The sequence below is a fragment of the Burkholderia sp. LMG 13014 genome, assembly GCF_905232215.1.
Classification (GTDB): domain Bacteria; phylum Pseudomonadota; class Gammaproteobacteria; order Burkholderiales; family Burkholderiaceae; genus Burkholderia.
Window position 1 is genome coordinate 1 of record NZ_CAJNKE010000442.1, and the last position, 4,996, is coordinate 4,996.

Annotated in this window: 5 protein-coding genes; all 5 read right to left on the minus strand. The window is 66.0% G+C overall.

All coding sequences use genetic code 11. The features are described from left to right. Positions 1 to 147 precede the first annotated feature (147 nt). On the minus strand, positions 148 to 1,308 hold the full coding sequence (locus JYJ84_RS28150; RefSeq protein ID WP_122948891.1) for a Gfo/Idh/MocA family protein: 1,161 nt from the start codon (positions 1,306 to 1,308) through the stop codon (positions 148 to 150). After that, a complete protein-coding gene (locus JYJ84_RS28155) occupies positions 1,305 to 2,114 on the minus strand; it encodes a ThuA domain-containing protein (RefSeq protein ID WP_174960689.1) in 810 nt (269 codons plus the stop codon). Before JYJ84_RS28155 ends, JYJ84_RS28150 begins: the two co-directional genes overlap by 4 nt. A 91-nt stretch (positions 2,115 to 2,205) precedes the next feature. Continuing rightward, on the minus strand, positions 2,206 to 3,342 hold the full coding sequence (locus JYJ84_RS28160) for an ABC transporter ATP-binding protein (RefSeq protein ID WP_175219332.1): 1,137 nt from the start codon (positions 3,340 to 3,342) through the stop codon (positions 2,206 to 2,208). Between the two features lie 35 nt (positions 3,343 to 3,377). Beyond that, positions 3,378 to 4,208 carry a carbohydrate ABC transporter permease gene (locus JYJ84_RS28165; protein WP_122948888.1) on the minus strand — a complete coding sequence of 277 codons (831 nt, stop codon included), beginning with the start codon at positions 4,206 to 4,208 and terminating at the stop codon, positions 3,378 to 3,380. Between the two features lies 1 nt (position 4,209). Further along, the coding region (locus JYJ84_RS28170) for a carbohydrate ABC transporter permease (protein WP_205189735.1) at positions 4,210 to 4,996 on the minus strand (787 nt) is incomplete at its 5' end.

A 4,996-nucleotide genomic window follows, 5' to 3' on the forward strand; every position in this document is an offset into this window, starting at 1 on the left:
TTCGTCGATCATGAACGTGTCTCCAAACGTTGTCAGTGCGCCGCGTGCGATGCGCGGCGTCATCGAATAGGTATGTGTGCTGCGTCGTCCGCGATGTTGCCGACCGGCCGGCGCGCTGGACGATCCGCGCGCCGGCCCCGCACGAACTCAGCCCGCGACTTCAGCCGGCGAGTCAAGATCGAGCGCCGGCGGCACGTCAGCGGCCGCCGGTCCCGGTGCGTGAATGCGGATCGGCTCGCCCGCCGCCGCGCTCGCATAGATCGCGTCGAGAATTTCCATCACGATCAGCCCTTCCTCGCCGGGTGCGGGATGCGGAACGTCGCACAGAATCGCTTCCGCGTAGTCGTACATCGCCGAATGAGCGCCTTCCGCGGGCGGATTCAAGCGCATGTCGAATTGCGCGCCGTTCTGCTCGATGAACACGTGCGCATCGAACGTGTAGCCCTCGTTCAGGTTCTTCTGCAGCAACCCGGCACGCGTGCCGAGGAGGCGGGTTTCCATCAGCTCCGCTTCCTGGATGTTGGTTGCCCATGACGCCTCGAGCGCGAGCGTCGCGCCGTTGTCGAAACGAATCAGCGCGGCCGCGAGATCCTCGACGTCGAACGTCTTGCCCGCGCGGGCGGCCAGTTCGCGCGCGATCGGATCGTAGGTGCTGCCCATCACCCACACGGGCTTCGGATAGCCCATCAGCCACAGCGCGAGATCGAGGCGATGCACGCCGAGATCGATCAGCGGCCCGCCGCCCGCCAGCGCCTTCGTGCCGAACCAGCCACCAAAACCGGGCATCCCGCGGCGGCGATGCCAGACCGTCCGTCCGAAATAGAAATCGCCGAACAGACCGCTTTCGACCTGTGCCTTCAGCGCGCGCGACTGAGCGCTGAAGCGGTATGAGAAATTGATCATCAGCCGCTTGCCGGCGCGCTGCGCGGCGATCAGCATCTCGCGCCCCTCGTCCGCGTTCAGCGCCATCGGCTTCTCGCACAGCACGTGGCAGCCGGCGTCGAACGCGGCGAGCGTCAGCTCGCGATGGAATTTGTTCGGCGTGCACACGCTGACGATGTCGAGCTTTCCGGCTGCCAGCATCGCGTCGGCCGACGCGTAGCGTGCATCGATGCCGAACGTGTCGCCGACCTTCGCGAGCCGCTTCTCGTCGGGATCGGCAATCGCGACCACGTCGACATCGGGATGCTCGCGCCAGCCTTCGATATGCTTGCGGCCGATCCCGAGCCCGATCACGCCGACGCGCAGACGCCGGCCGCGTGCGATCGCCGCCGCTTCCGGCAGCTCGACCTTGTAATCGTCGTTCATGCGAGGTCTCCTGCGCTTTGCTGGATGCCGACGTGCGCAAACTGCTTGCTCTTCTCGCTGAGCGTCTCGAGCGGCGGCGAGTTGGGGCAGCGGTCGGCGAGGGTCACGCGCGGTGCGGCCCACTGCACCGCGTTCGCGATCACGCGCTGCACGTTTCGGTCGTGATAGGTCGGGTAGGCTTCGTGCCCGGGGCGGAAATAGAAGATCCGGCCGTGGCCGCGCTCCCAGCAACAGCCCGAACGGAACACTTCGCCGCCCTCGAACCACGAGATGAACACGGTGCTGTCCGGTTGCGGGATGTCGAAGCGCTCGCCGTACATCTCCTCGTGCGGCAGTTCGAAATACTCGCCGAGGCCGGCCGCGATCGGATGCGACGGTTCGACGACCCACAGCCGCTCTTTCTCGGCCGCTTCGCGCCACTTCAGCGAACAGTTCGTGCCGAGCAGGCGGCGGAAGATCTTCGAGAAGTGCCCTGAATGCAGCACGATCAGGCCCATTCCTTCGAGCACGCGTCGCTGCACGCGCTCGACGATCTCGTCGGAGACCTTCGCGTGCGCCTTGTGCCCCCACCAGATCAACACATCGCACGCGGCGAGCCGCGCTTCGCTGAGTCCGTGCTCAGGCTGGTCGAGCGTCGCGGTGCCGATCTCGAGCGGCAACGCGCCGTGTCCGAGCGCCGGCGTCTCGGCGAGTGCCATCGCGATCACCTGGTGCAGGCCGTCGGGGTAGATCGCGCGGACTCCCGCGTTTTCCCGTTCGTGCTCGAACTCGTTCCACACGATCACTGAAAGCTTCTTGTTTAGCATGACTATCCTTTATCGATGAGTTGGCGCCAATTCGACAGCGGCCATGCGCCGTGGCCGCCTGAAACCTGTGGCGGAATTCGCCGCGTGCCGCTCAGGCGATCGCGAGCACCGGCGCGGCAGGCTCGCGCGGCGTACGCGCCGCCGCGCGGCCGTCCGGATGAAACAGATGCAACGCGCCGGCCGGCAGATCGATGCGCAGGCGGTCACCCATCCGCGCGCCGCCGGCATCGGTCTTCGCAACGATAGGCTGGCCGCACAGCGGTGTGTCGAGATACAGATAGGTGTGTTCACCCATCTGCTCGACGTGCGCGACCTGACCCGTCACTGCACCGGTGCCAACCCGCACGTGTTCGGGGCGGATGCCGAGCGTCACGCCGGTGCCCGCCTCGAGGCCGTCGCCGGACACGCTGGCGACGAGCGGGTAGTTGCGTGCCAGCGCGCGAACCTCGGTACTGCCTGCCGCCGCAATGCTTGCCGGCAGGAAGTTCATCGCGGGCGAGCCGATGAAACCGGCGACGAACTGGCTCGCCGGACGGTGATACAGATCGAGCGGCGTGCCGATCTGTGCGATGCTCGGGATCCCGCTGCGTCCTTCGAGCGGCCGCAGCAGCACGATCTTGTCGGCGAGCGTCATCGCCTCGACCTGGTCGTGTGTCACGTAGATCATGCTGGTGCTGTCGAGGCTGCGGTGCAGCTTCGCGATCTCGACGCGCGTTTTCACGCGCAGCGCCGCATCGAGGTTCGACAGCGGTTCGTCGAACAGGAACACTTTCGGCTTTCGGACGATCGCGCGACCGATCGCGACGCGCTGCCGCTGGCCGCCGGACAGTGCGCCGGGTTTGCGTTCGAGCAGCTCGCCGAGGCGCAGCGACTCGGACGCGAGCCGCACCCGCCGGTCGATCTCGTCCTTCGGCAAGCGGAGATGACGCAGGCCGAACGCCATGTTTTCGTAGACGGACATGTGCGGATAGAGCGCATAGCTCTGGAACACCATCGCGATATCCCGCTGCGCAGGCGCGAACGTGTTGACACAGCGGCCATCGATCCACACGTCGCCCGCGCTTTGTTCCTCGAGGCCGGCGACGATCCGCAGCAGTGTCGACTTGCCGCAGCCCGACGGGCCGATGAACACGCAGAACTCGCCCGGCTCGACCGTGAGATTCACGTCGCTGAGAATGGGGGCCGTGCCGAATTGCTTGTGGAGGCCGTTCAACTTGATCTGACTCATGTTTTCCCTCTTGATCCTGATCGGGTCGATACGCGTCAACCCTTGACCGCGCCGGCAGTCAGGCCGGAGACGATGTGCCGCTGAAACACCAGCACCAGCAGCACGAGCGGCACCGTGACGATGACCGACGCCGCCATGATGGTTCCCCATGGCAATTCGTAGCTGCTCGCGCCCGAGATCATCGTGATCGCGACGGGTACCGTGCGCTGCTCCGACGAGATCATGAAGGTCAGCGCGAACAGGAACTCGTTCCATGCCGACACGAACGCGAGCAGCGACGTCGCCGCCAGCGCCGGCCGCAGCAGCGGCAGGAAGATCCGGAAGATCAGCGTGAACACGCCGACGCCGTCGACGAGCGCCGCCTCCTCCAGCTCGCGCGGCAACTCGCGCATGAACGTGACGAGAATCCAGATCGTGAACGGCAGCGTGAAGATCAGATCGGACAGCACGAGCGCGCCAAGGTGGTCGTACAGGCCGAGCGCGCGGACCAGCTCAAACAGGCCCGACAGGATCGCGACCTGCGGAAACATCGACACGCCGAGAATGCACATCATCAGCACCCCGCGCCCGCGGAACGACACGCGGCCGAGCGCATAAGCGGCGAGCACCGACACCGCGAGCGACAGCGCGACCGCCCCGCCCGCGACGAGCGCCGAGTTCAGCAGGTACGCGCCGAACGGCTGGCCGCGAAACAGCTGGCGATAGTTGTCGAGCGACGGGCTCGCCGGGAAGAGCGATGTATCGAACAACGCGTCGCCGTGCTTGATCGACGTGCCGATCATGTAGATGAACGGGAACAGCGCGATCACCAGCACGAGTGCCGACAGCAGCCCGTGAATCGCGATATCGAGCGGATGCTTCTTCATGTCATGCCTCCTGCATCCGGCGGCGGCTGACCGCCATGTAGCCGATGGTGAACAGCACGATCGTGGCGAACAGCAGCATCGCCGACGCCGACCCGAACCCGACCTGCTGGAAATCGATCAACTGCTCGCGCACATAGACCGACATGCTTTTCGTGATCCGGCTGTTCGACGTCATCACGTAGATCAGGTCGAACACGCGCAACGCGTCGAGCGAGCGGAAGATCATCGCGACCAGCACGCCGGGCAGGATGAGCGGCAGCGTCACCGACCGAAACACGCGCCAGCGCGGCACGCCGTCGACGCGCGCGGCCTCGTAGCAATCGCGCGGCACGGTCTGCAGCGCGGCGAGCATCAGCAGCGCCATGAACGGCGTGGTCTTCCACACGTCGACGAGCACGATGGTCGGGAATACGAGCTGCGCATCGGCGGTGAACGCGAGCGGCTCATGGATCGCGCCGATCGACATCAGCATCGCGTTGACGATCCCGAACTGGTCGTTGAGCATCCAGCTCCAGATCTTCGCCGAGACGACGGTCGGGATCGCCCACGGCACGAGCACGGCCGCACGCAGCAGCGTACGCAGCCGCGACGGCACGTCGAGCAGCAGCGCGACGCCGAGGCCGGTGCCCGTCTCGAGCACCACCGACACGACGGCGAACAGAACGGTATTGCCGACGGCCTGCCACCAGGCCGGATCGCGCAGCACGCCCGCTGCGCCGATATAGTTGTCGAGGCCGACGAAATGACGCTGCGACAAGTCGGACAGCTGCGCGTCGGTCAGGCTGAAC

Coding starts and splice junctions, on each gene's coding strand:
- JYJ84_RS28150 (WP_122948891.1), bottom strand. CDS start 1,308: ATGAACGACGATTACAAGGTCGAGCTGCCGGAAGCGGCGGCGATCGCA.
- JYJ84_RS28160 (WP_175219332.1), bottom strand. CDS start 3,342: ATGAGTCAGATCAAGTTGAACGGCCTCCACAAGCAATTCGGCACGGCC.
- JYJ84_RS28165 (WP_122948888.1), bottom strand. CDS start 4,208: ATGAAGAAGCATCCGCTCGATATCGCGATTCACGGGCTGCTGTCGGCA.
- JYJ84_RS28155 (WP_174960689.1), bottom strand. CDS start 2,114: ATGCTAAACAAGAAGCTTTCAGTGATCGTGTGGAACGAGTTCGAGCAC.